Raw genomic sequence first — 25108 nt, 5'->3', positions numbered from 1 at the left:
TGGCGCTCCCACAGGGACTCGAACCCCGATCGGTCGCTTAGGAGGCGACTGCTCTATCCTGTTGAGCTATGGGAGCGCGGGCAGCCATTATACGTAAAAACAGGCGCGATTTAAGCGCCTGTTTCAATTTAGTTTACTCCTTTGGTGACAATATCACCGATCTGAATGCTGCCTATCAAGCTGTCGGGTTGGATAACCGCTTCGGCACTACTTTCATAAACACGCGCAACGGTTAATGTCATTCCGCTTTTACGGCGCTGCGTGCGCACAATCCCTAAATCATCAGTGAAAGAAGCGAGATGCCACAGTTGTAACTGATCACCCTGTTTCACCCCATTGATTCGTCCAACGTTGATTTGTGCGATATTGTCTTTTAGCGCCACAATTTTGGGTTTGCTGGCGCGGCAGGATAGGGCCGACTCTAAATCGAGCAAGATGTTACGACTCATGCGTCGTGCCATTTGCCCGTAAGGCGATTGCCAAAAACGCGCTGTTTGGGTATCCACTTGGCTATGGCGCTCAAAAGGCCATTTGGCAACATCACGATAGCGGCGCTGGAAAATGACTTCACCGCTTTCAGCGTCCATCGCTTGTACATTGACCGCCAATTGCCTATTGTCTTGCGAACGGCCGAAGCTGCCACTGTCTGTGGTCGCCGAGAGATCGGTAATGGCTCCAGTCACGACAAATTGTGCATCTTTATCTTCCGCCAGCATCGCGACAGCTTGCGGGGCGTTTGGCGAAACATCGACATTCGCAATACCACGGCCAACAAAGCTTTGTCCGTGTTGAGTGACTTCTCGACTAAGCAGCACAGAAAAATCATCACCAAATTGGTAAATTCCTCCTAAGGCCGCTTGCTGAGGCGACACAATCGGAAAGCGTGTCATCACCATTCCTTTCTTATACTGTGTCTTGTGGCAAGCATTTGCCGATGGATAGATATCCACCCGCACATTGACCACATAATTGCCACCTTGAGTGCCTTCTTCCAGAATTAAGATCTCGCGGACTTCACTACCATTGAACTGGTAACCGGGCTTAACGGAGGTAAGAAATCGTTTGATTTGCTGCAAACTGCCTACATCGGCGCCGGAGAACTGCATAGCATCGAACGTGGCGGCTTCTAACGCGCGGACGCGTGCCGCTTGCTCGCTGTCAAGGATGGGCGAGCTGGCAGACACTTCATACCAAGCTGCCTGTGTGAGCGGCGTGATAAATAGAGAAAAAAGCAGGCCGAATCGCGCCAAACGGGTTTTCATAGTCAAGTTCTCACTTAGTAGGTATGGAAATTGCTTCGTTAACATAACAGGTAGGGTGGCAACCCTAACAAGAGCATGACGCATGAGAGATTGATGCAAGTTGTGTTCCGGAACACAAGGGTGACAATTCAAGGTAAAGGTTTGTGGTCCTTGTCCGATACTCTAAGAAGACACTTGTCTCACATCGATGACTGATCGCGGAGCATGATACGATGAAAAAGTGGATAGTGGCGGTATTAGCGCTGTTGACAGCAGGCTGTGCATATACGCCTATTTACAACGGGAAAGAGCCCTACTCGGGGAGTGAGTTCTTCCTCAAGCAGCGTCCTCGCCACACGCTGGACTATTTTTTAAATAGCATGGCCGACGAATTGCTGGCGACAAACGCTTACTTAACCGCACGTACCCCGTTGGCGGTCACGTCGTTTGTAGACTTGCAAGACATGTCTGAAACGAACTGGTTAGGCAATACAGTGACCGAAGGGCTGATCTATCAGATGCAAAGCCGTGGCTTTACCGTCATAGACTTCAAATCGACCGGCGCTATTCGTGTCACTGAAGAAGGGGACTTTGCCATCAGCCGTGATTGGAAAGAGTTAAACCCCGAGCAGCAAATTGATTATATCTTGACAGGCACCATGCTACGACAAGGTGGAGGTGTACTGGTCAATGCGCGTATTATTGGTATGGAGTCGCGTGTTGTGGTCGCTTCTGCGCAAGGTTTTTTACCCGCAGACCGTATTGGTCGAGATATTGACACGCTTTATAAAGTGCGCATGCGTGATGGCGTCATTATTCGTGATGATCAAAACCGCATCAAGCGTGAAACAGTCGTTCTTAAGCCTTAACCAAGACAGGATGATTCATGAGCATAAAACATGGACTTTGCCTTTTAGCCCTGATGGCTTTAACCGCGTGTCAGCCTCTGACCAAGATGAAAGAGGAGAATGTTATTTCTGCGGTTGGTATGGCTTCAATCAGTGCTCAACAAGGGGCCACGCAAGAAGAGCGTGAAACACGTGCAATGCGAGCGTCAAAAGTCGAGGCATATAAAGAGCTCAGTGAGCAGGTGTATGGGCTTCGAGTCAGTGGTCGTACGCGTGTGGAGGATCAAAGTCTTGGTCGTGATAGCACACAAGGCGCTGTTGACGGGATTATCCGCGGTGCCGAAGTGGTGGCAAGCTATAAAGTCGGTGACAGCTACGTGACCGAATTGGAGCTTGATTTAGACTTGATGCAAAAAATGAAGCGTTATGGCGAGTCACAAAACATCCCCCGTAACGAAAACATTATCTTTTAATCCACCTTTTCTCCGCGCAATCAGCGAGCCAGACGGCTCGCTTTTTTATTAACTGTTATTGGTCAGCTAAGCCGCGTTGTTTTACAGATCGAGTTGTATCATTGGGAGGGGGCACGCGCAGTGGGCATACGTGCTACGACCAATTTCAAGCGGTTAAGTAAGGAGACGTCAGTGCGCAGTGTCAGGTGGCTCGGCGTATACTAAAGCGCGAGCTACGCTTTTACATTTGTGCCAAGGGTTTTCCGGCCTGACGCATTGCCGTCATGGTCATAAGTCAGCTCTGACTTGCCGCCGCTTTCTTGGAACAAATTACGTAACCGATGGATGCTTAAACTTGCACGTTGTAGCGCCATCCCATTGGTCTCGTTTTGTTGCTTACAGGCTTGAATGTGCTGTTGGATGGTGTTGACGTATTCAACGCATTGCGGGTCGCCTTGAAGCTTTTCTCGCTCAGGGTGCTGTGCGAGTTGGCTATCAGCACGCTGTATTTCATTCACCAAGATTTGCTTTTGTTTGGCGGTGGCTTCGATGTCTTCCGACACTCGGCTGGCAATGGTTTTGGCTTCTTGCTCCAGCAGCGTTTTTAGCGACTGAACTCGCTCTAGCTGCTGCTCGAGAAGGACGGACAGGGGCGCATTTTGACTCATAAACTATCCCGCCAGATTAACTGTCGTTCAAATCGTTCTCAAAGCGCATCATATTGGCAGCGAGTTTGTCAGCATCGACTTTATACGAACCATTGGCAATGGCTTGTTTAATTTCAGCGACTTTCGCACTGTCAAAATACGGCTCAGAGGCCATTTGCTGATTCATTTTTCCGATCTCTCGGCTTTGATGGCTCAGCGACACTGCATCATCTTGACTGGTCGTGCGTTGCTGTTCACGCACGGCGCTCCCTTGCGCCTCTTGTGTCTTATTCTGGTTCCCGCTATTGCGGGTTGTGGTCAGCGGTTGCTGGTTACCACGTAGTTGATCAATACTCGCCATAAACGTCGCCTTACTGTCAGTCGCTTTTGAGTCCGTTGCTCAGCGTATCGGCATTCCTTTTGCTAACTTTAGCATTCGGGCGTAAAAAATTAGAAATTTACCGTCACTTCGCCCACCGCCGAGATTGTAGCATCGACAATCCGATTGGATTTATCGTTCTTGACTTTTATTTGCTCTCCTAGAGCACCGTCACTTAATGCCGTACCTTTTGCAACAATATTGAGTCCGTTTCCACGTGCAGTGATAACAACGTCATCATTTCGACACACGGCACACACATCGTTACTGCTGATGGGCTGACCAATCCCGACCGTTCTCTTTACTTTCGAGCCTATTAGGCGCGCTGGACTAGTGTAGGTTTGGCCACGTTGAAACCGACTGTCAACCATTTGAATGGTCATATCACTCGCTGCAAGAGGCATGCCACGATCTAACGGGCGCTTGGCAACGACCAGTGGGATCATTAAGCGAATTTGGACTGGGATATACACCTGCCAGTCATCTTGAGGACACGAGACCATGACCGTTACCGAGGTATTCATACGTTGTCGCCCTGGCACTTCGGTATCTAATGGCAGCGGGCAATCGGTCAGGCGTAATCTCGAGTCAAGGTTGCCGGCTGTGATGTCGAGCTCACCGTTTTTGGGCACCGAAATGATAGACTCGACATGTCGTTCTGCCGCTTCTCTGACCACATCCATTTGACTTACCGTCGCAGCGGCTATACTTACGCTAAAGCTTGCTAATAAGCTGACGATAAATAAACGTAATAACTGATACATAGATCCAAACCATTGATGACGACTAAAGAAGAAATTTTCCCTTCTTTCTCGAGAGTAGTGCAATAACCCACTACTATTATCATGCTACTCTACATAAAAAACGGGGCAACATGGAGTTTATCTTATGACAGGTGGTGTTCTTGATTCGGTCAACCAGCGCACGCAGCTGGTAGGACAAAACCGGTTAGAGCTGTTGACTTTCCGCCTGATGAGAAACCAACGCTTTGGCATTAACGTCTTTAAAGTAAAGGAAGTTCTTCAGTGCCCTAAGTTAACCGCGATGGCAAATTTGCATCCCTTAGTGAAAGGGGTCGCGCACATTCGTGGTCAAACAGTCTCAGTCATTGATATGAGCCTAGCAACTGGCGGGCCTGCTATTCCGGATCCCGAAAATCGTTTCGTGATCATTTCTGAGTTTAATCGTTCGATGCAGGGCTTTTTAGTTGGGTCGGTCGAGCGTATCGTGAACATGAATTGGGAAAAAATCCTCCCTCCGCCTCAAGGCACAGGCCGTTCTCACTACTTGACCGCCGTGACTGAAATTGACAATGAGCTGGTGGAGGTGTTGGATGTTGAAAAAATCCTGAATGAAATTGCACCCGTGAATGAGGATATCAGTGAGGAGGTGCTCTCTAAACGTGAAGAGCGTGAGGAAAGTGCACCGAGCCAAGTATTGGTCGCGGATGATTCGAGCGTGGCGCGCCGCCAAGTGAAGCGCGCTGTAGAAAGTGTCGGTTATGATGTTATCTTGGTACAAGATGGCAAAGAGGCACTGGATAAACTGAGAGAAATGGCAGCAGAAGGCAATTTATATAGCCAGCTGGCATTGGTGATTTCAGATATTGAGATGCCGGAAATGGACGGTTACACCCTAACCACTGAAATCCGAAAAGATGCGAGCTTAAAAGATCTTCATGTAGTATTGCATTCATCTTTAAGTGGGGTATTTAACGAGGCCATGGTGCAGCGCGTGGGCGCCAACTCGTTTATCGCGAAATTCGACCCTGATGAATTGGGCTCTGCCGTCATCGAAGCGGTTAAGTCGTAACCCAAACAGAGCGATTGAGTTGATTAATGACAAATGTAGCAATCAGTGACCAAGAATATCGAGACTTCTGCAAGCATCTCGAATCGAAATGCGGCATCGTGCTTGGGGATAGCAAACAATACCTAGTACGAAGCCGACTTAGCCCATTGGTCAATAAGTTTGGTTTGGCGTCACTCTCTGAATTGGTGAAATCGGTGATTACGGGCCGAAATCGAGAGCTGGCAGTGGCAGCAATCGATGCGATGACCACCAATGAAACCCTGTGGTTTCGTGACACCTACCCGTTTGAAGTGTTGGCCCATCGTCTACTTCCTGAATTAGGCAAAGCCCGCAAACCGATCAAAATTTGGTCGGCGGCGAGCTCATCTGGGCAAGAGCCGTATTCTATTGCCATGACAGTGGCTGAAACGCAGCAACGTAAGCCGGGCATGCTAGGCAGTGTGAGCATTACTGCTACCGATATATCAACGTCGATGTTGGAAGCTTGCCGTCAGGGAATTTACGATAATCTGGCCCTAGGGCGCGGACTCTCACCCGAGCGTCGTCGTACCTTCTTTGAAGATGTCGGTGATGGCAAGATGCGGGTGAAAGAGAATATTAAGCGCATGGTGACATTCCGCCCGCAGAACCTGATGGAAAGCTATAGCTTATTGGGTAAGTTCGACATTATTTTTTGTCGTAACGTCTTGATTTACTTTTCGCCAGACATGAAGGCTCAGGTCTTAAATCAGATGGCGGGAGCGCTTAACCCGGGCGGACACTTAATACTTGGGGCGTCTGAGTCGCTGACTGGGCTCACTGATAAATTTGAGATGATCCGGTGTAACCCCGGTATTATTTACAAACTCAAGTAATCCTTTTCAAAAGCGGCATCTTTCTTGCCGCTTTTTCTTTTCTGTTTGCCTCTTCTTTAGTGAGTATTGCCGCCGTCTCATCCAGATAATCCCGCGGCTTGGTTTCTACCTCATTGAAAATATAGCGTTTAGACTGGAAGTAAAAAATTGGCATCAAGATTGCTTTGATGTGATGAGAAGAGTTTTGGAGGTTGCCCATGGCGATTACATTTGACAATGCATTAGGCGTACACCAGCACACTGTCGGCGTACGCGCTACACGGGCAGAGACGCTGTCTAGCAACATTGCTAATGCCAACACGCCAGGCTACAAAGCACAAGATATCGACTTTAAACGTGCTTTGCAGGCGGCAACCTCAGGGGCAAGTATTGGCCTAAGCCGCACTAATGAGCGGCACATTGCTGCCACCACCCACGTGGCGGGCGAGAAGAAGTACCGCGTGCCTACGCAACCTGATACTGGGGATGGCAACACGGTTGATGCTCAGCTCGAAAAGAATTTGTTTATGCAGAATGCATTGGAATACCAAGCCTCACTGGATTTTCTTGGCTCAAAGTTCAAGAACATGAAAAAGGCATTGAAAGGGGAATAACCGATGAGCTTGTTTAATATCTTTAACGTATCTGGTTCGGCGATGAGCGCAGAGTCAGTGCGGTTGAACACCACATCAAGCAACCTAGCCAATGCCAATTCGGTAAGCAGTTCTGCGCAGGAAACCTACCGTGCACGGCATCCGATTTTTGCTGCAGAGCTTAATCGCTTCAAGCAGCAAAGCGGTGAGAGTGTGCCGGTGCATATTAAAGGTATCGTTGAGAGCCAAAAGCCTTTACGTGCCGAATATAACCCTGACCACCCGATGGCGAATGAAGAGGGTTATATTTTTAAACCCAACGTCAACGTGATGGAAGAAATGGCGAATATGATCTCCGCGTCGCGCGCCTATCAAACTAACGTGCAGGTTGCCGATGCGAGTAAACAAATGCTGATGCGTACGCTTCAGATGGGTCAGTAATGTAGGAGGCGATAATGGCCGGAATCGACGGTACAGGTTCGACTAGCGGACTGTCCTACATTGACCAGCTCAAGGCGCAGCAGGAGAAAAAACTGCAAGAGAGCCAGGAGAAAGTCACCGGACAGACTGAGCTCAAGCAGGAAGACTTTCTCTCACTGCTCACCAAGCAGCTGTCACAACAGGATCCGTTCAAGCCTGTCGACAATGACAAAATGATCTCCCAGATGGCGTCATTCGCGACGGTAGAAGGGATCGGCAAGATGAACAATCAATTTGATGCGTTCAATGAGTCGATTACTTCAAACCAAGCACTACAAGCGTCATCTTTGGTTGGCCGAGACGTACTGGTTCCTGGCTCGATGGGCGTCAAGCCTGAAGCGGGCGGAATCGCGGGCATGGTAAAACTGCCTCGCGCGCTCGATAACGTGAGTGTTCGGGTGGAGAACGAACAAGGCCAGCTATTGCGAACCTTCAGCATGGGACCGAAGCCGCCCGGCGATCACCGAGTTGAGTGGGACGGCAACGATGACAACGGCAATCCGATGCCGGAAGGTCGCTATCGATTGAAAGTCAGCGGCATGGTTGATGGCAAAACTCAAGAGTTTGATTTATCAACCTATGCCAATGTGAACAGTGTCTTGCTGGGGAATGGCGACGGCAACGTGATGTTAAATCTTGCCGGCTTCTCCTCACCGTTCAAGCTCGCTGAAGTGCTAGAAGTCGGTAATGCCGACGTCGGTAATGTGACGAAAGGCTAACCGATTTATTAGGAGTGGAAAGCAATGGGTTTTAATATTGCGTTAAGTGGCCTTGGTGCGGCCCAGAAAGACATGAATACCACCAGTAACAACATTGCGAACGCCAATACCTATGGCTTTAAAGAGTCGCGTGCTGAGTTCGGGGATGTGTATTCAACGTCGATTTTTTCGAACTCGAAAACCACCAATGGTACGGGTGTGCAAACCTCAGTTGTTGCGCAGCAGTTCCATGAGGGCTCGAGTATCTACACCAACAACCCATTAGATTTACGGATCAGTGGTAATGGGTTCTTTGGCGTCTCGAATGATAAGCTTCAAACCAACGACTATCACCTGACGCGTAACGGCGCCTTCCACCTTGATAAAAACAACGACATTATCAACTCGGAAGGCCAGTACCTAATGGGTTATAAAGTGGACCCTGACACGCAGCAAGTTGGTTCATATGAGCCCCAAGCACTGAATGTGCCTGACCAGTTTGGTCAGCCACGTGCCTCGCAGAATGTTGATATTGGCTTGAACTTACCGGCTGGTGGCGCAGATAAAGATCCGGCGCAGTTTAATTTTGAAGACCCAGAAACCTACAACAAGCAAACCTCTGCCACTGTGTATGATTCATTGGGTCAGCCTTATAAGCTTTCCACCTACTATGTGAAAGGCAATGATCCCGCCAACCCGAATAGTTGGTCGGTGTACTACACCATGACGGATCCCGAAGGGGAAAAACCGGTTAATATTCAAGGTGGTAACGTCACCAACGCCACAGGACACACGGGGCATACGGTCGATTTTAACTCAGATGGCTCCGTTAACAGCATCAACGGTGGCAACCCAATAGTGACCGATCCGCTCGGCCCTGCGGGGGCGGCGCTAGAGATGAACGGTGCAAATGGTGATCAGCAGTTGACGATTAACTTCGACAACCCAACCCAATATGCCGCACCGTTTGAAATGCGTAAGTTTAGCGACGATGGCGCGACGACCGGCTATTTGACCAAGGTCGATATTGATCCCAAAGGCACCATCATGGCCACCTATAGTAACGGTGAAAACATCGCACTAGGGCGTGTCGCCATGGTTCGTGTGGCCAACCAACAAGGCCTCGCGCAAGTGGGCAACACCCAATGGGATGTGACACAAGACTCTGGCGATCCTATTTTTGGTGAAGCGATGCAAGGTGCGTTTGGCCAAGTGAAAAGCGGAACGATCGAGCAATCGAATATCGATATGACTCAAGAGCTGGTGGACTTGATCACTGCACAGCGTAACTTCCAAGCCAACTCGCGAGCCTTGGAAGTGAGCAACCAGATGCAACAAAACATATTGCAAATTCGATAGCCGTGCTTTCCTTGCCGTCCACCCCTTGGGCGGCAAGGCTTTTCCATTCTCTCCTTCTCTTTAGCGTCTTCTTGGCGCTAAATCTTCATAATTACCTGATAAGCATCAAGTTTTAATAATGGCATGCTCTTTGCTTTGTTCTAGTTAGAACGATTGTGGAGGCAACCAATATGGATCGCGCGTTATACCTTGCCATGAGTGGTGCGAAGCAGGACATGCAAGCGATGCAGCTGCGCGCAAATAACTTGGCAAACGTGAGCACAACAGGCTTTCGAGCCGATCTTGAGCAGTCTCGCTCCATGCAAGCGTATGGCGAAGGGCTTCCCAGCCGTGTGTTCAACATGACAGAGCGTCCTGGCTATCGTTTTGAGCAAGGCTCAACGATTACTACCGGCCGTAACCTCGATGTTGCCGTGCAGGGACAGGGTTGGTTAGCGGTACTCGATAGCCAAGGGCAAGAGGGGTATACCCGCGCGGGCCACTTGAAAGTCGACCAGACAGGTCTGCTGCAAAACAGTAACGGCAACCTAATCCTAGGCGAGACCGGCGGTCCGATTTTTATTCCACTCCCCGCAGCAAAAATTGAAGTGGGCAAGGATGGCTCGGTGTCAGTGCTTCCGCAAGGAGCGCCTGCCGATGCAATGGAAGTGGTGGATAGAATTAAATTGGTTCGTCCCGACAATCAAGACTTATTCAAAGACAAAGACGGGGTTTTCAAAGCCAAACAGCCCGGCACTATCTTTCCTGCTGATGCGGGCGTGACACTACTCACCGGTGCATTAGAAGGCAGCAACGTGAATGCTGTGGGCGAAATGACCGGCTTAATCGACTTGCAGCGTCACTTTGAAATGCAAGTTAAGCTGATGAAAACCGCGGAAAAAATGGACGAGTCGTCTGCATCACTGTTGCAGCTTGGCTAAGTCATCTTAAGAGGAACACACTATGCATCCAGCATTATGGGTCAGTAAAACCGGACTTGATGCGCAACAGACTAACATCTCGACCATCTCGAACAACTTAGCGAACGCATCCACCATTGGCTTTAAAAAGTCGCGTGCCGTGTTTGAAGATTTGTTTTATCAAAACATCAACCAACCGGGTGGTCAGTCTTCGCAAAACACAGAGTTGCCCAGTGGCTTGATGCTAGGCGCGGGTTCTAAAGTGGTTGCCACGCAGCGTGTTCATACTAATGGTAATGTGCAAACCACCAATAACGCGCTTGATATGATGATCCAAGGCGATGGTTTCTTCCAAGTATTGTTGCCGGACGGCAATATCGGTTACCAACGTAATGGTCAGTTCACCCTAAACGATGAAGGCACCATAGTGACATCGGGTTCTGGCTACGTGCTGCAACCTGAAATCACCGTACCGCAAGACGCGGTGCAGATTACGGTGGGTACTGACGGTGAAGTGTCAGCCCGTTTGCGTGGGCAGCAAGAAAACCAAGTGTTGGGTCAGATCACCACGGTCGATTTTATCAACCCGGGTGGGTTGGAGCCGATTGGGCAAAACATTTACTTACCGACAGGGGCCAGTGGCGATCCACAAGAAGGGGTGCCTGGTCTGGATGGCTTCGGTGAAGTGAAGCAGTCGATGCTAGAAACCTCGAACGTGAATGTCACCGAAGAGCTGGTCAACATGATTGAAGCGCAGCGTGTCTACGAGATGAACTCAAAAGTGATTTCGTCTGTTGACCAAATGCTGAGCTATGTGAATCAGCAGTTATAAACAAGGCTAAGGGTTTCAAGGGGGCGCTGATGACTTTCCAACGTGTTTTAATGCCAAGCTTGTTGCTTATGGCCTTGTTCGGTCTGAGCGGCTGCTCTTTGCCGGGTCAGCAAGACACAGGTAGTGATCTTGACCAAGCAACCTCAACCACGGATGCGGTCGAGGGCGAGACAGCGCCAGACAGTGAGGGACTGATTGGCTTACTCCGCCAACGCGAAGATCCTAAAGCTGGTGATCCGGCTTGGTCACCCATTCGTCCTCAGCAACCCCCAGAGCATTACGCGACGGCGACAGGCTCTTTGTTTGATAGTACTCGCCAGCGTGACCTTTATGACGGGTCTAAACCTCGCGGTTTGGGGGATATCGTCACCGTGATGCTCGAAGAGAACACGCAAGCACAAAAAAGTGCGAGCTCTGATTTGGCGAAATCCAATGACCTCAGCATGGATCCGCTCTCGTTGGGGGGGGAAGAGATCACTATCGGCGAGCGGACCCTCTCTTATGAAGTGAGTAACGATAACTCCTTCACAGGCTCTTCCTCAGCCGATCAGAGCAACAGCCTACAGGGATCAATCTCAGTCCAAGTAATTGATGTTCTCTCGAACGGCAACCTCATGGTTCGAGGTGAAAAGTGGCTGACATTAAACTCAGGGGATGAATACATACGCCTCAGCGGTACCATTCGTCCGGCCGACATTAGCCCAGATAACACGATTGCATCGACACGTATTTCTAACGCGCGTATTCAATATTCAGGAACGGGTGATCGCCAAGATACGCAAGAGCAAGGCTGGTTGGCACGATTCTTTAATGTCACTTTATAGCGCAATAACGTGCCGGAGAGTTGACGTGAAAAAGTGGTTGTTATCGATTGTATTGCTGGTGGTGGCGTTTCCGAGCCTCGCGGCACGCATAAAAGATGTGTCGGAAGTGGCAGGTGTACGCAGCAACACCCTGACAGGCTATGGTCTGGTCGTGGGTTTGCCGGGCACCGGTGAGAGCACGCCGTTTACCGATCAAAGTTTTAAATCTATGCTGGAAAACTTTGGCATCCAGCTGCCACCCGACATCAACCCTCAGGCGGCCAATATTGCGGCGGTGGCTGTTACGGCAGATTTACCCGCCTTTGCGAAGCAGGGTCAAAAACTTGACGTGACGGTTTCCTCGATTGGTTCGGCTGAAAGCCTGCGCGGGGGAACGCTGTTGCAAACCTTCCTGAAAGGTTTGGATGGTAACGTCTATGCCATTGCACAAGGCAACTTGATTGTGGGTGGCTTTAGCGCCACGGGGGCGGATGGCTCACGATTAGTGGGGAATACACCAACGGTTGGCCGTATCACTAATGGCGCGTCTGTTGAGCGCGAAGTGCCCAATCCCTTTGGTCGCGGCGATTTCTTGACCTTCAACTTATTCCAAGCAGATTTCACCACCGCCCAACGTATGGCGGATGCCATTAATCGCTTCTTAGGCCCTTCAATGGCCTCAGCGATGGATGCGACGTCTATACGTGTTCGAGCGCCTCGTGATGTCAGCCAGCGCGTCGCATTTTTATCGACGGTGGAAAACATTGAATTTGAGCCAGGCGATGCCGCCGCCAAGATCATTGTAAACTCCCGTACGGGGACGATCGTGGTGGGACAAAATGTTCGTTTGCGACCTGCGGCGATCACTCATGGTGGGATGACAGTATCCATTAATGAAGATTTCAATGTGAGTCAGCCTAATCCGCTCGGGGGCGGGGAAGCGATCGTTACGCCGGATACCGATATTGAAGTGCAAGAAGAAGAGGGGCGGATGTTCCACTTTAAGCCGGGCGTGACCTTGGACGACTTGGTACGTGCCGTTAATGGCGTGGGGGCAGCACCGTCAGATCTGATGGCAATACTGCAAGCGCTGAAACAAGCAGGTGCCATTGATGGCCAGTTGATCGTGATATAGGGCAGAACAATGAAATCACCGGTTGATAGCCAGTTTGTGCATGACATTAGCCAGCTCGATTCACTACGGCAAAAAGCCGTAAGTGGTAAAGATGGTGATGAAAAAGCGGCATTGCGGGCGGCGGCAGAACAGTTTGAGTCGTTGTTTACACAAATGCTGTTCAAATCGATGCGAGAAGCGAATGAAGCGTTTGAATCAGATTTGATTGATAACCGCACATCGAAATTTTACGAGCAAATGGCTGATGAACAACTTGCCAGTGAACTGAGCCGTGAAGGATCTCTGGGCTTGGCAGATATGATTGTACAACAGCTAGGCAGCGCGCAATCGGGTGAGCCCCAAACCAACTTAAAAGAGGCCGCTTTCGCATCCGCAAACGCGCTGCCCATGAATAAAGCTCAAAGTCGGCAAGCGGCAGAACAAGCAATGGCTGAACTGGATAGACAGTCTATCGCGCCGCCAAGTATTCCAGAGCGTCCTATACGTAAAGAATCGTTTGATTCGCCAGAGTCGTTTGTGCAAACCCTCACCCCTCACGCTCGCCGAGCCGCTCGGGCGCTAGGTACGGATCCGGCGATTATTCTTGCGCAAGCGGCGCTAGAAACGGGATGGGGTAAAAAAGTGATCGCCAACGCGCGTGATAACAGCCATAACTTGTTTAATATTAAGGCCGATAAGCGCTGGCAGGGCGATAAAGTCGCGACGCAGACTTTAGAAGTCTATGATGGCATACCGGTTCAAGAAACCGCGAGTTTCCGTGCCTACCCATCGTATCAAGATAGCTTTGACGACTTCGTCTCTTTCCTCAATAGCAACCCTCGCTATCAGCAGGCAGTGTCCCAGTCCGCACAACCAGAGCAATTTATTCGCGAGTTGCATCAGGCCGGTTATGCGACCGATCCGGATTATTCGAACAAGGTGCTCCGCGTGCTCGAACAAGTCCGCGGCATGATGGATCAATAACGGCAGGCAAGGGCTTGCCGTTGTCCTTTCCTTTCTTTGTCTCATGTTGAAAAGTTATATTAACTCACTGATTTTTAAAAAATAAAAAACCTATATTTCTATTGGCTCAATTCTTGCTTTGATTCCTGTATCTCGTTTCTATTGCCGGGTTTTCTGGAGGCACAATGGGCTTTGACCTGCTTTCCCTTGGGTCGCAAGGTGTACTCACCGCGCAGCGACAACTTAATACCACAGGTCACAATATTTCCAATGTGAACACTGAGGGTTATAGCCGTCAGTCTGTTGAGCAACAAGTTAACGAGCCTCATTATTGGGGAGGGAATAACTACGGTGACGGCGTACACGCCGCTGCAGTGCGCCGTAATTACGATAAGTTTGCCGTTAATGAGCTCAATATTGCTACCTCCAATTTAGAACATGCCGCCGCGCGCAATGATCAGCTTGGGCGCCTTGACGATATGATGGCGCACTCAGCGCGGAAAATTCCTGACAATATGAATGAGTTCTTTGGTGCAGTAAAAGGCCTCACCGATAGCCCGAGTGATATGGGAGCGCGTAAGGTGGTGCTAGAGAAAGCGCGCATGGTGTCTGCTGGATTAAACGACGTATATGGCGTACTTCAGCAGCAGTCGATTGATACCTCCTCGCAAATCGATGCCACGGTCAAGCGTATGAACGATATTGGCCGCGAAATTGTTGATATTCATAAAGCTATTCTGAAAACACCGGGCGAGCCGAACGATCTACTTGACCGTCATGACAAGCTCATTCGTGAGTTAGCTGAATACACCCAAGTCAGTGTTAATGCGCGAGAAGATGGCTTATTTAACGTCATCATCGGCAGTGGTCATATGCTGGTGTCGGGGATGAACAGCAGTGAACTCACTACCTTACCCGGAAAGCCGGATCACCAAGAACGTCAGCTGGCTTTGGTTGAAGGGAAAAGCGTGAAGGCGATTTCTAATCGCGATATTCGCGGTAAGCTCGGCGCGTTGTTTGAATATCGCGACCAGACACTGGGGCAGGCGCGCGACGAACTCGGCCGTATGGCGATTGGCTTTTCTCAAGCGTTGAACGATTTGCAAGGACAAGGCTTCGATCTAAATGGTGAGATTGGCAAGAATATCCTGACCGACTTTAATAACGATCGTATTGCGGCATCCCGGGTGATCAAAAGTGGTGATTCGACCGCCGATCTTAAAGTGTACATCGATGATCTTCAGAAGCTTAAAATTGGTGACTATCAATTAAAATTTGATGGGGCGCAGTACACACTCACGTCACCTAATGGCCAGCAATCAACGGTAACGCCAAGTGGAACACCGCCAAGTTTTAATGTAGATGGCATGCGCGTTCAAATCGACGCTAACCTTGCACCTAACGAACGGGTCTTTTTGCGCCCCGCGCGTGCAGCTGCAGGGCAAATCCGCATGGTGATGGATGATCCTGCTGGCATTGCCGCCCAAAGTTATGTCAGCGCTAGCTCAATTAGCCATGGTGAGGGGGATGTGCGCGTACTGCAATCTGGGGCTCAGAAAGAATTCCAAGTTCGCATATCACCTGATGGGAGTCAGTTTGCGGTCACGGATACAGACGGGCAAGTACTGCTTGCACCACAAGCGTATCCGCCAACAGGGCCGATTAACGTCAATGGCACCTTGATTGAAATTAACGATAAAGCGGCGCCTGACGATATTCTTGCTATCAGCCTGATCCCAGCAGATGGCGACAACAGTAATCTGATCCGAATGCAAGAATTGCAAACGCAAAAGCTGATGGATAACGGACGTTCTACCTTGTTGGATGTGTATGAAGGATTGAATACCGACCTTGGGGTACAAAAAGCGTCGTATGAACGACTGCAAGATGTCAGCTTGGTGGAACATGATGCGGCGGAAGGGCGCGTTGCTGAAATCGCCGGAGTCAATCTGGACGAAGAAGCCGCGAATATGATGAAGTTTCAACGAGCCTATATGGCGGCGTCGCGCATTATGACAGCGGCAAATGAGACATTTGATTCACTGCTCAATGCGACACGATAAGGATAGCTATCATGATTAGCCGTATTGCCAGCTTTCACAACTACCAGTCAGTGTCTAACGATATCATGCGCCAGAATATTAAGGTGCAAGATAATCAAGAACAAATGGCGACCGGTAAGCGGGTGATCACTGCGGGTGATGATCCTGTGTCGTCAATTTATATTCAGAATTTCCGTCAGCAAGACGAGCAAATTGATCAGTTCATTGACTCGATAACGCTAGCGAGAAACCGCCAAACGCGTGAAGAGATCGCGATTGATGAATCTGAGCAATTGATGGACAGCGCGAAACGCAAAGTGATGGCGATGATCAACGGGTCGCTATCCGATGACGATCGCACCRCGCACCGTCAAGACTTGCAAGGTATGTTTGATAATTTTATGGACTTGGTGAATACCAAGGATGAATCAGGCAACTTCTTGTTCTCAGGGACCCAAACCAGCACGCAACCTTTTTATCGCGACAGTCAAGGCAATGTCCGTTATGCCGGTGATAGCTATTTTCGTACTGCGCAAGTTGCCCCCGCGGTAGAAGTGCCCACATCGGATCCGGGCGATAAAATGTTTATGGAAATTGATAACCCCTATGGGGATTATCAGCCCGAGTACGATTTGCAAGATGGCTCCTTGTTGCTGCTTGCTCGCGCAGAAAACAGCAATAATGCAAACAACGCCGCGTACGCAGTGACTTTTGATGTAAATGCCAGTGGAGATACAACCTATTCATTAACCCAAAACGGGACTGAAGTGAGCACTGGGCTCTACGATCCTCAAAATGGGATTGAGTGGAACACGCTTAAAATGACCTTTGAAGGTGAGATGAAGCCCGGCGATACCATTGCACTCGAGCGTCAAGACACCTTCACTATCTTTGATGCGTTTAAACATGGTGCCGCGTTGTCGTATGCTGACATCGATGATGCGTCTGCAACCGCAGAGCTGCATCAAGTCACCGATCAGTTTGCAGCGGCCTTCAAACACTTAAACAAGGCCCGCTCTGAGGTCGGGACACGTTTGACTACGCTAGATCGGCAAGAGAGCATGCACAAAGATTTCAAATTGGTGCTAAATCGCTCATTGGGCACTATGGAGGACTTGGACTATACCCAAGCCGCGATCGATATGAATGAAGACATGTTAGCCCTACAGGCATCGCAACAAGCGTTTGCGAAAACGAAAGACTTATCGCTGTTCAACTATATCTAATCCGCATCGTCAACGTGCTTTAACGGTGAGACGTTTCTATGAAAAGGGCAGTATTGACTGCCCTTTTGCTGTTAGTGGTATTGAGACAACGTCGGTTATCCGGTCAATAAATCGCGATACATGGCCTGTGCCATGGCGTCCAATAGCGGCTTTTTATCGTTCATTAAGGGTGGATAGCAGAACGCATACTCTTGATGGCCAGACATTGCGACCGCTTGCATCGGATCACTGTCTTTGTGGCCGGCAAAAAAGACATAACAAGGTGCCCCTACCGCAACAGCGGTCCGGTGAATAGCGGTACCTGCGGTAAACACGCCGTCAATGGATGCCATGACATTCGCACTCCCGACAAAATCATCCTTAAGATCCAAGCCTGGCAATTGCACAACCTCGACCCCAGTTTGTTTTTTAACTTTGGCCAGCTCTTTTGAGCAGTCGCCATACTGTAGGTTCACAAACTGAACCTTAGGATGAAGGGAGCGCATTTTTGTTAACCATTGCCCCAGTTCATCGGCAATCAAATAGTGGATATTCCGTGTTGCCGCCGCCAAGCCACTTCGCCAGCAAACGCCAATAACTGGCCCTTGTGCTTTCAGTTCATCTAGCACCGATTGCCAAGGTGTCTCTTGAGTCGCCGACGCATGAATATAGGTTTGCTGGTAAAGGTGGCGTTCGAAGTGCTGATAACAAATTCCCGCCAGTGAGCCGCCCGCGACCCAGCTATTGATATCGGCCAACACGTGATCAGGAATATGGATATCTTGCCCATCAGTACGTGAAATAGGCACGATCTCTGTGGTGGGAAAGGCAGCTTTGAGCACGGGCTCAAGACGAGGATCACAGCCAACGTAGACCTTTCGGGCACGTTCCACCACCATAGGCACATTATGAAAATAGGCGAGCTCATCCCCGACACCTTGTTCAGGCATAATGAGTACAGCATCGCTTTCGGGACGAGAAAGGTCCCAACGTGGTAACTCACCGTGATATTTCAGTCGACGCCCACATTCAATGCCAGCTTCGTTGGCCTCATAAAATGCGGGCCATGCCATCTGAGTGCGATAGACAAACGCTAAGTTAAAGCGCAGCGCGTGATCATCCGGGCTGTCAGCTAATAGCGATTCGAGACGCTTTTGCGCGCTATCAATGTTGCCTAAATACCAATCTAATTCGCCTAATTGCGCTTGCAAGGTATTCGCATGCTTACCCGTGACGTATTGGCAGGCTTTTTCGTGAATCTGGTAGCAATGGGTTAGTTTTTCGTGGGTAAATTGGTGATGCTGTTTCAAATGTTCAAATGTGGCACGCGCCAGCGCATAATGTAACTCTCCGCGCTCAGGGTCTTCCCGCAAGCACTGCTTAGCAAGTTTACTGGCTTCTAACCAGTTTCGCTCATTGAGGTAAATCACCAATAATTGTCGGAGAAACGCTGGATCTTGGCTTTGTTTATACACGCTCAGGCAGCGTCGTCTCGCGTGGGCATAGTGGCCTAATCCCGATTCGGCTTTGATCAGAAGCAGTTGCCAAACTGGATGAGCTTGCGCTTTATCACTGCCTCGGAGTAACAACTGATGGGCTTTTCCGAAGGCTTCATCATCTAGCGCATACTGGGCCAGTGCCATCAGTGCCGGCGGGTAATCCGGCTCAAGCGTTAAGATCGTTTGATAGAGCTGTTCGCCTTGCTCCACATGCCCATCAGCCATGAAGTTCGCCGCTAATGTCATGGTTTTCTCAATTTCTTCGGCGAGCCCTTGATTTTTGAGTTGGTGTAACTCGTCACGTAATGCATGGGTACGACGGCTTTCGCCTTTATGGCCGAGTTTGTCAGTCAGTTGGGCACGTAGGTTCAGAATGTCAGGGTTGGTTGGCGCGGCAACAAATAGACGTTCGACGATCTCCATCGCTGCCGTGTTCTTTCCTTGTTGAACCAGCAGCTGCGCTTTATCAAACAGTAATGATAAATCGTCGGGAGTGAGTGCCAGTGCATGGTTGATATGCGCCATCGCCTGCTCGAGATTGCCTTCCTCCGCATCTAATACGGCGAGGACTTGCCGCACTTGTGCCGCATCGGGCGCATGAGACAAAATTTGCTCGAACACGTCGCGGGCGTCCGCTTTATTTCCTTCCTGATAAAGGTTTATGCCGAGTTTAAATGCCTCATCCAACGTCATATTGGTATGGCCATCGTTATCTTGGGTCATAGATTGCGTCGTCCTATTCTAGCAGTGGTGAGCTCGGCCGTTGGCGCTGCCTGTCAAGGCAATGGCGCTGTATGGCAAGCCAAGGATAATGCAAAAAATGTTCCTTTGATCTGTGGGTTAGCGTGTTTGGCAACTTACTTGCAAGGCAACAAGGAAAAGAAAGTTGGATAGGCATTGCCGATCGTTTGCCGCTTTCACCGCATTTTATGGTTTAGGCGTTGCCTCTTAAGACGATTGGTTGAGCAATAAAATTCTATAAATCATTGATTAAAATGAATTTTATAAAGTTGGCACATATATTGTATTAAATTCATCAAGCGGCCAGTTTTTGAACGGGCTGATCTTGAAACTGATTAACAAGCTGTTCCCGCAGCACCGCAAACAAACAGTGCAACACGTCGCGGGTAGGCTGTTTCGCAAAGCAAGCGAAAGTCAAAGGAGAGCAAAATGGGTGTAACAGTTAACACCAACGTGTCTGCGATGACTGCGCAGCGTTACCTGAATAAAGCGACTGATGAGTTGAATAATTCAATGGAACGTCTGTCGTCAGGTAGCCGAATCAACAGTGCTAAAGACGACGCGGCGGGTTTGCAGATTTCTAACCGTTTGGTTGCTCAGACGCGTGGTCTGGATGTGGCAATGCGAAACGCCAACGATGGTATTTCGATTGCGCAGACCGCTGAAGGCGCCATGCAAGAATCCACTAACATCTTGCAACGTATGCGAGATCTCTCATTGCAGTCAGCGAATGGCGCGAACGGTAAATCCGAGCGTATCGCGATTCAAGAAGAGGTTGCAGCCTTGCAGGATGAGCTAAACCGTATTGCAGAAACTACAGCATTCGGTGGGCGACGCCTACTCAACGGCTCTTTCGGGGATGCGTCTTTCCAAGTCGGTGCCGATGCTGGTGAAGCAATCATCATGGGTTTAACCAGCATTCGCGCGGATGATTTCCGCATGGGTGGGGTTGAATTCGTTGGCACGGAGTCAAAATCGGCTGACTGGCAAGTTGACCCGACCGCATCAACACTGCAGCTACAGTTTACTACCAAAGACGGTGAAAACATTAGCTTAACGATCGGTGCCAAGCCAGGTGATGATGTTGAAGAATTGGCCAGCTACATCAATGGTCAATCCGATGAAATGCTCACTGCGTCTGTCGATGAAGAGGGGCAATTGCAAATCTTTATCGAAGAGCCCAAAGTCGAAGGCACAGTTACCTTCGGAGGCGGACTTGCGACATCGCTAGGACTGGTTGCCGGTAACGGTGACTTGATCACGACCAAAGACATCGACGTATCGGATGTGGGCGGTGCACAAATGGCCGTTGGTGTGATTGACTCCGCGATGCGTTATATCGACAGTCAGCGTGCTGACCTAGGTGCGAAGCAAAACCGCTTGAGCCACACCATCAGCAACTTGTCGAACATTCAGGAGAATGTGTCTGCGTCCAATAGCCGGATTCGCGATACTGACTTCGCGCGCGAAACCACGGCCATGACGAAAGGACAGATCCTCCAGCAAGCGGGGACGTCGATGTTGGCTCAGGCCAAACAGATGCCTCAAGCTGCACTGAACTTGCTTCAGTAACACTGACAAATCAAGCAACTAAAAAGCGGCAAGTGATTGCCGCTTTTTTTATGTCATTTTTTTCGCGAATCACGCTAAAGATATTTCTCCTGTGGACGTTAACTTCCATAGCACCATGAAGCGACGGTGGTTTAGCCATCGTCAGCACGCAAAAAATATTAAAGCTTTTTGACTGTGCGCCGCTAAATGGGTTGTGAAAGATTATCGAACTGGTTTTCCCTGGTCAGCTGGGCGAAGCCGGACCTAGAACCAAAGGAGAATAGTTATGGCTATTACAGTTAACACTAACGTCCCTGCAATGACTGCTCAGCGTTACTTGAATAACTCAACCGACGCGCTGAACAACTCAATGGAACGTTTGTCATCCGGTTATCGTATCAACAGCGCCAAGGATGACGCAGCGGGTCTACAAATTTCTAACCGCTTGATGTCTCAAAGCAGAGGTCTGGATGTTGCCGTACGTAATGCCAACGACGGTATCTCTATGGCGCAAACTGCCGAAGGGGCGATGGAAGAGTCAACTAACATCTTGCAGCGTATGCGTGACCTATCTTTGCAGTCCGCTAACGGCGCAAACGGCGACTCTGAGCGTGCAGCTATTCAAGAAGAAGTGGTGGCCTTGCAAGACGAATTAAACCGTATTGCAGAAACCACATCATTCGGTGGTGCGAAACTACTGAACGGCACATTCGGTACGCGTTCATTCCAGGTGGGTGCGGATGCCGGTGAAGCCGTGATGATGGAATTCAAAAACATCCGTGCTGACCATGCTGAAATGGGTGGTGCTAGCTTTACTGCAGCAAACGCAAAATCTGCAGGTTGGACAGCAACAGACGGTGCAACCTTAGCCATTACTATCACGGATGCGGACGGTGCAACGACCTCTATCAACGTGACAGCAAAAGGCGGCGATGACATTGAAGAAATTGCTACCTATATTAATGGTCAGTCGCAAGACAAACTGAGCGCATCGGTTACTGAAGATGGTGAGCTTCAGATTGTTACTGCAGCAGGTTCAGATGCTACCTTTACCGGTGCATTGGCAACGTCATTGGCAATGGGTACCAAGGTGGATGAAACCATCAAAGATGTGGATGTTTCGACTATCGGTGGTGCACAGAAAACTGTGGGTCTTATCGATAACGCGATGCAGTTTATCGACTCATACCGTGCTGAGCTGGGTGCGAAACAGAACCGTCTAAGCCACACGATTGCGAACTTGGACAACGTGAACGAGAACGTGACCGCCTCTAACAGCCGAATCCGCGATGTGGACTTCGCTAAAGAGACCACTGAGTTCACTAAGTCTCAGATTCTACAGCAATCTGGTACGTCGATTCTGGCACAGGCCAAGCAGGCGCCGTCAGCGGCACTGAGCCTGTTGGGTTAATCACGCTTTATAACCCAGTAGCGGCGGATACTCCGCCGCTACGCTAACAGGAGGTGAATCGTAATGGACATTTCATCCGTTTCAACTTCATCCCTGCCTCATACCGGCTCTTCCGACGGCACAAAGATTGCAAGAGAAGAGAGAGTAGGAAAAACTCGGCCTGATCAGGTTAGCGTGAGCCAAAACCAGCAGGCCGTTCGTCGAGAAACGCGTGAGTCTATGCAGCAGCGACGCGTTGAGCAAGCGGAGCGTCTTAACGAAACCCGCGAAATACAACGTGAGCAGCTGGAGAAGTTGGTAGAACGTCTCGATGAGTTTATGTCCTCTTTTAACAAAGGCCTAGCATTCCGGCTTGATGAGGATACGGGCAGAAGTATCATCACCGTTTATGAAATGAGCAGTGGGGATATCATCCGCCAGATCCCAGAAAAGGAAATGCTAGAGCTGGCCAAGCAATTGTCGCAACATGCGCGAGGGCTGGTGGCAGAAAAGGTATAACGAGGTGAGAGAATCGTCATGGGTGTAAACGCAGCAGGCATGGGTAGCGGTATCGATATCAATGCCATGGTCACTAAGATCGTGGATGCTGAGCGTGCACCCAAACAAGAGCGAATCGTCAAACGCATGAATGATGTCGAAACTGACATCAGTGCGTTTGGCCGCTTAAAAGAATCTCTCGATAAACTCAAAAGTCAGATGTATGACTTTCGTCGCAACGAATCTTATGCGGCAAGGACTGCCTCAGTCAGTAATTCTGACGCTTTAAGTGCATCAGCGAGTCCTGATGCGATTCCCGGAAAATACCAAATTAATGTTCAGCAGCTAGCCAGCACGCATAAGCTCGTTTCTGCTGGCATGGATTCGGATGCGCCATTAGGTTCTGGTAAGCTCACCATTACCATGGGCAACCGGACAAGCATCATTGATATCCCGCAAGGTAAAAATAGTTTAACCGACGTTATCCGTGCGATTAATAGCGACCCAACCAACCCCGGAGTGCAAGCGTCACTGATCCAAGATAACAGTGGTGCAAGATTGGTTCTAAACGGCACTAAGACGGGAGCGGGCAATCAGATTGCAGTGAACGTTGATGCTCAAATGGGGAGCGCCCTGCATCAACTGGGATTTAAAGTCGGTCAAGCTGGCAATGGCTTGACGCAAATGCAAGCTGCGCAAGATGCGCAGATTATGATTGATGGTATTGCTTCTGTCTCGAGTGAAACCAACACCTTTACCAATGCGATTGAAGGGGTATCACTTGACGTCAGTCAAGCAGGGGCGTCACCCATTACCTTGTCTGTTGAGCATGATCGTGAGTCGGTACGCTCCACGCTGGAAAGCTTTGTTGATAACTACAACGCCTTTTTCCGTGTGGCACAAGCTGTGGGTAAATACGATCCCGAGACACAGCAAGGTGGGCCATTAGTCGGAGAAAGTGTAATCCGTACGGCCACAAGTCGCTTACGGAACTTGTTTTCATCGCCCATTGAACAAGCACCAGAAGGGATGAAGACACTCAGCGAGCTGGGTGTAACGACCACGATGGATGGGCGGTTAGAAATTGATAGCAAGGTGTTAGATAGACAGCTTCGTCAAAATTTTAACGCTTTAGAAGGTTTCTTTGGTGGAAACAAAGGCTTTGCTCGCCAGCTGGAAGAGGTCGTGAATGGCTTTACCGGGGCCGGTGGCGCCATCAGTAACCGTGAGAATACCTTGTCTGATCAGAAGCTGCGCTTACGCGATGAGCAGCAGGAGCTGGATAGACGGATGGAAAACCTTGAGGCGCGGACCATGAAACGCTTCTCTGCCATGGAAGAAGCGACAGCGCAAATGCGCTCACAGCTTCAAGCAATGCAAAACATCATGCCAGCATGATGACGAGTGAAATGACACACTGGCTTCAGCAATTAGAAGCGATTGATGAGGCGATTGCGCATTCACTAGCCGAACGTGATGCTGATCCCGAAAAACTGGCTCAGCAATTGCATGATAGAAAGGCATTACTCGACCAGATTGCAGCGTCTTCGGAGCAGCCTGATGGTCAAGCATGGGCAAAGGCATTATCAAGAACCGAACAGCTGGTTCAAGCACTCGATAATGAAAGAGCTGATGCTGCCAAGACGTTGTTGCAGCAGCGCAAGGGTAAGCAATCTGTGCAGCTGTATAAGAAATTTCAATAGGTGAGGAAGACTATGAGAGGCTCACTACAGGCCTATAAAAAGGTCTCTGTTGACAGTCAATTAAGCGCCGCGTCGCCTCATAAGGTCATACAGATGTTGATGGCCGGTGCGATTGAACGCTTGATTCAGGGCAAGGCCGCCATGGCACAAGGCGACTTATCCGTCAAAGGTGAGCGGTTAGGTAAAGCGTTGGATATCATTATTAATCTCCGCGCTTGTCTATCAATGGATGATGGAGGCGAAATTGCCAACAACCTGGATGCGCTTTATGACTTTATGATTCGCCAAGTCAGTGAGGCGAATTTGGAAAATAAACCGGAACCCATCGACGATGTGATTGAGATTTTACGTGAGATAAAATCGGCGTGGGACCAGATTCCGTCCGAATACCATAATCTGACCCAAGCGACCAGCTAAACAGCCTACCAAAAGACTGACATGGCACTGGAGTCACAGGTTTACTGTGTCTCCGGTTGCCTTATGCGCGTTCTCTATTACAATGTCTTGATTAAAATTGAGTTTGTTG

Annotated in this window: 27 protein-coding genes and 1 tRNA gene; 21 read left to right on the top strand and 7 right to left on the bottom strand. The window is 49.6% G+C overall.

Annotated elements, in window-relative coordinates; genetic code table 11:
• Both BZJ18_RS04695 and BZJ18_RS04690 read right to left on the bottom strand, forming a co-directional pair.
• Nucleotides 1-76 (bottom strand) — tRNA-Arg (locus tag BZJ18_RS04695).
• 52 nt (nucleotides 77-128) lie between these two features.
• Entirely contained in the window at nucleotides 129-1262 is a 1134-nt protein-coding gene (locus tag BZJ18_RS04690; RefSeq protein WP_077455531.1) for a flagella assembly protein FlgT, read from the bottom strand.
• Nucleotides 1263-1474: 212 nt separating this feature from the next.
• Between BZJ18_RS04690 and BZJ18_RS04685 the strand changes: the two genes are divergently transcribed.
• A complete protein-coding gene (locus BZJ18_RS04685; RefSeq protein ID WP_069589286.1) occupies nucleotides 1475-2110 on the top strand; it encodes a FlgO family outer membrane protein in 636 nt (211 codons plus the stop codon).
• 17 nt (nucleotides 2111-2127) lie between these two features.
• A complete protein-coding gene (locus tag BZJ18_RS04680; protein ID WP_102136080.1) occupies nucleotides 2128-2562 on the top strand; it encodes an LPP20 family lipoprotein in 435 nt (144 codons plus the stop codon).
• Between the two features lie 212 nt (nucleotides 2563-2774).
• On the opposite strand, the gene BZJ18_RS04675 is transcribed toward BZJ18_RS04680, so the two are convergent.
• The 3 genes from BZJ18_RS04675 to flgA form a co-directional block, all read right to left on the bottom strand.
• Nucleotides 2775-3209, bottom strand: coding sequence for a flagella synthesis protein FlgN (locus BZJ18_RS04675; RefSeq protein WP_077455530.1), 435 nt, complete (start codon nucleotides 3207-3209; stop codon nucleotides 2775-2777).
• 16 nt (nucleotides 3210-3225) lie between these two features.
• A complete protein-coding gene (gene flgM, locus BZJ18_RS04670; RefSeq protein WP_069589288.1) occupies nucleotides 3226-3549 on the bottom strand; it encodes a flagellar biosynthesis anti-sigma factor FlgM in 324 nt (107 codons plus the stop codon).
• 89 nt (nucleotides 3550-3638) lie between these two features.
• Nucleotides 3639-4331: a flagellar basal body P-ring formation chaperone FlgA gene (flgA, locus tag BZJ18_RS04665; RefSeq protein ID WP_077455529.1), complete on the bottom strand. Its 693-nt coding sequence runs from the start codon at nucleotides 4329-4331 to the stop codon at nucleotides 3639-3641.
• Nucleotides 4332-4455: 124 nt separating this feature from the next.
• On the opposite strand from flgA, the gene BZJ18_RS04660 reads away from it, so the two are divergent.
• Both BZJ18_RS04660 and BZJ18_RS04655 read left to right on the top strand, forming a co-directional pair.
• On the top strand, nucleotides 4456-5379 hold the full coding sequence (locus BZJ18_RS04660) for a chemotaxis protein CheV (RefSeq protein WP_077455528.1): 924 nt from the start codon (nucleotides 4456-4458) through the stop codon (nucleotides 5377-5379).
• 26 nt (nucleotides 5380-5405) lie between these two features.
• A complete protein-coding gene (locus tag BZJ18_RS04655) occupies nucleotides 5406-6233 on the top strand; it encodes a CheR family methyltransferase (RefSeq protein ID WP_069589292.1) in 828 nt (275 codons plus the stop codon).
• On the opposite strand, the gene BZJ18_RS04650 is transcribed toward BZJ18_RS04655, so the two are convergent.
• Nucleotides 6226-6432, bottom strand: a complete 207-nt coding sequence (locus tag BZJ18_RS04650) for a hypothetical protein (protein ID WP_077455527.1) — start codon at nucleotides 6430-6432, stop codon at nucleotides 6226-6228. The two genes, BZJ18_RS04655 and BZJ18_RS04650, sit on opposite strands and share 8 nt — an antisense overlap.
• On the opposite strand from BZJ18_RS04650, the gene flgB reads away from it, so the two are divergent.
• The 11 genes from flgB to flgL all read left to right on the top strand — a co-directional run bounded on the left by flgB (nucleotide 6431) and on the right by flgL (nucleotide 17221).
• Nucleotides 6431-6826, top strand: coding sequence for a flagellar basal body rod protein FlgB (flgB, locus tag BZJ18_RS04645; RefSeq protein ID WP_077455526.1), 396 nt, complete (start codon nucleotides 6431-6433; stop codon nucleotides 6824-6826). The genes BZJ18_RS04650 and flgB overlap by 2 nt on opposite strands.
• A 3-nt stretch (nucleotides 6827-6829) precedes the next feature.
• Nucleotides 6830-7246 carry a flagellar basal body rod protein FlgC gene (gene flgC, locus BZJ18_RS04640; RefSeq protein WP_069589296.1) on the top strand — a complete coding sequence of 139 codons (417 nt, stop codon included), beginning with the start codon at nucleotides 6830-6832 and terminating at the stop codon, nucleotides 7244-7246.
• 14 nt (nucleotides 7247-7260) lie between these two features.
• Nucleotides 7261-8004, top strand: a complete 744-nt coding sequence (locus BZJ18_RS04635; RefSeq protein WP_069589298.1) for a flagellar hook assembly protein FlgD — start codon at nucleotides 7261-7263, stop codon at nucleotides 8002-8004.
• Nucleotides 8005-8028: 24 nt separating this feature from the next.
• Nucleotides 8029-9342 (top strand): flagellar hook protein FlgE, encoded by a 1314-nt coding sequence (gene flgE, locus BZJ18_RS04630; RefSeq protein WP_077455525.1) that lies wholly within the window; start codon nucleotides 8029-8031, stop codon nucleotides 9340-9342.
• A gap of 170 nt (nucleotides 9343-9512) precedes the next feature.
• Nucleotides 9513-10262: a flagellar basal-body rod protein FlgF gene (flgF, locus tag BZJ18_RS04625; RefSeq protein WP_069589300.1), complete on the top strand. Its 750-nt coding sequence runs from the start codon at nucleotides 9513-9515 to the stop codon at nucleotides 10260-10262.
• A 22-nt stretch (nucleotides 10263-10284) separates the two neighbouring features.
• Complete coding sequence (gene flgG, locus BZJ18_RS04620; RefSeq protein WP_069589302.1) at nucleotides 10285-11073, top strand: flagellar basal-body rod protein FlgG; 789 nt, start codon at nucleotides 10285-10287, stop codon at nucleotides 11071-11073.
• A 29-nt stretch (nucleotides 11074-11102) separates the two neighbouring features.
• Complete coding sequence (locus BZJ18_RS04615) at nucleotides 11103-11897, top strand: flagellar basal body L-ring protein FlgH (RefSeq protein WP_443216499.1); 795 nt, start codon at nucleotides 11103-11105, stop codon at nucleotides 11895-11897.
• 25 nt (nucleotides 11898-11922) lie between these two features.
• Nucleotides 11923-13011 (top strand): flagellar basal body P-ring protein FlgI, encoded by a 1089-nt coding sequence (locus BZJ18_RS04610; protein WP_069589303.1) that lies wholly within the window; start codon nucleotides 11923-11925, stop codon nucleotides 13009-13011.
• A 9-nt stretch (nucleotides 13012-13020) separates the two neighbouring features.
• Nucleotides 13021-13974 carry a flagellar assembly peptidoglycan hydrolase FlgJ gene (flgJ, locus tag BZJ18_RS04605; RefSeq protein ID WP_077455524.1) on the top strand — a complete coding sequence of 318 codons (954 nt, stop codon included), beginning with the start codon at nucleotides 13021-13023 and terminating at the stop codon, nucleotides 13972-13974.
• A 164-nt stretch (nucleotides 13975-14138) separates the two neighbouring features.
• Nucleotides 14139-16016 carry a flagellar hook-associated protein FlgK gene (flgK, locus tag BZJ18_RS04600; protein ID WP_077455523.1) on the top strand — a complete coding sequence of 626 codons (1878 nt, stop codon included), beginning with the start codon at nucleotides 14139-14141 and terminating at the stop codon, nucleotides 16014-16016.
• Nucleotides 16017-16027: 11 nt separating this feature from the next.
• Nucleotides 16028-17221 carry a flagellar hook-associated protein FlgL gene (flgL, locus tag BZJ18_RS04595; protein WP_077455522.1) on the top strand — a complete coding sequence of 398 codons (1194 nt, stop codon included), beginning with the start codon at nucleotides 16028-16030 and terminating at the stop codon, nucleotides 17219-17221.
• A 95-nt stretch (nucleotides 17222-17316) separates the two neighbouring features.
• On the opposite strand, the gene BZJ18_RS04590 is transcribed toward flgL, so the two are convergent.
• A complete protein-coding gene (locus BZJ18_RS04590; RefSeq protein WP_077455521.1) occupies nucleotides 17317-19422 on the bottom strand; it encodes a tetratricopeptide repeat protein in 2106 nt (701 codons plus the stop codon).
• Nucleotides 19423-19869: 447 nt separating this feature from the next.
• On the opposite strand from BZJ18_RS04590, the gene BZJ18_RS04585 reads away from it, so the two are divergent.
• The 6 genes from BZJ18_RS04585 to fliS all read left to right on the top strand — a co-directional run bounded on the left by BZJ18_RS04585 (nucleotide 19870) and on the right by fliS (nucleotide 24999).
• Entirely contained in the window at nucleotides 19870-21012 is a 1143-nt protein-coding gene (locus tag BZJ18_RS04585) for a flagellin (RefSeq protein ID WP_077455520.1), read from the top strand.
• A 265-nt stretch (nucleotides 21013-21277) separates the two neighbouring features.
• Complete coding sequence (locus tag BZJ18_RS04580) at nucleotides 21278-22402, top strand: flagellin (RefSeq protein WP_077455519.1); 1125 nt, start codon at nucleotides 21278-21280, stop codon at nucleotides 22400-22402.
• A 63-nt stretch (nucleotides 22403-22465) separates the two neighbouring features.
• Nucleotides 22466-22900, top strand: a complete 435-nt coding sequence (locus tag BZJ18_RS04575; RefSeq protein WP_077455518.1) for a flagellar protein FlaG — start codon at nucleotides 22466-22468, stop codon at nucleotides 22898-22900.
• A gap of 18 nt (nucleotides 22901-22918) precedes the next feature.
• Nucleotides 22919-24277 carry a flagellar filament capping protein FliD gene (fliD, locus tag BZJ18_RS04570; RefSeq protein ID WP_077455517.1) on the top strand — a complete coding sequence of 453 codons (1359 nt, stop codon included), beginning with the start codon at nucleotides 22919-22921 and terminating at the stop codon, nucleotides 24275-24277.
• An 11-nt stretch (nucleotides 24278-24288) separates the two neighbouring features.
• Complete coding sequence (locus BZJ18_RS04565; RefSeq protein ID WP_131825260.1) at nucleotides 24289-24582, top strand: hypothetical protein; 294 nt, start codon at nucleotides 24289-24291, stop codon at nucleotides 24580-24582.
• Nucleotides 24583-24594: 12 nt separating this feature from the next.
• Nucleotides 24595-24999 carry a flagellar export chaperone FliS gene (gene fliS, locus BZJ18_RS04560; protein WP_069589317.1) on the top strand — a complete coding sequence of 135 codons (405 nt, stop codon included), beginning with the start codon at nucleotides 24595-24597 and terminating at the stop codon, nucleotides 24997-24999.
• The last annotated feature ends 109 nt before the right edge of the window (nucleotides 25000-25108 follow it).

It is taken from the genome of Salinivibrio sp. IB872 (genome assembly GCF_001995345.1).
Classification (GTDB): Bacteria; Pseudomonadota; Gammaproteobacteria; order Enterobacterales; family Vibrionaceae; genus Salinivibrio; species Salinivibrio proteolyticus.
This window is presented reverse-complemented; position numbering and strand designations above follow the sequence as displayed.